Annotated in this window: 1 pseudogene; it reads right to left on the reverse strand. The window is 34.5% G+C overall.

The window, feature by feature from the left end:
• Positions 1–85: 85 nt before the first annotated feature.
• Positions 86–281: pseudogene (locus CBI42_RS12920) on the reverse strand (ABC transporter substrate-binding protein); the annotation flags it as partial.

The raw sequence follows: 281 nt of genomic DNA on the forward strand, positions 1-281 counted from the left end.
TTGTTTTTTCCAATTCAAGGGGTTCAGTTATCTGATCAGTGACGACCTTTTTTTCTTCGTTTGTATTTATTATTAATTATCGAATTTATTGTACCGTCTTAAAATTATTATTTGCTTTATTAATGCGCTGCAGATTTGAATTCATTTGGTTGTTAACTGAATTCAATGTGCTGTCAATATTAGCACCTTCATAAGTTTGCTCCATTGCGGTTTGCTCCAGTTGTCTGGTATATTGCATCCCTTCCATTAACAAACCAGAGTTGGCATTGTTTGGCTTGACC

It is taken from the genome of Streptococcus sp. KR (assembly GCF_002238115.1).
GTDB lineage: Bacteria > Bacillota > Bacilli > Lactobacillales > Streptococcaceae > Streptococcus.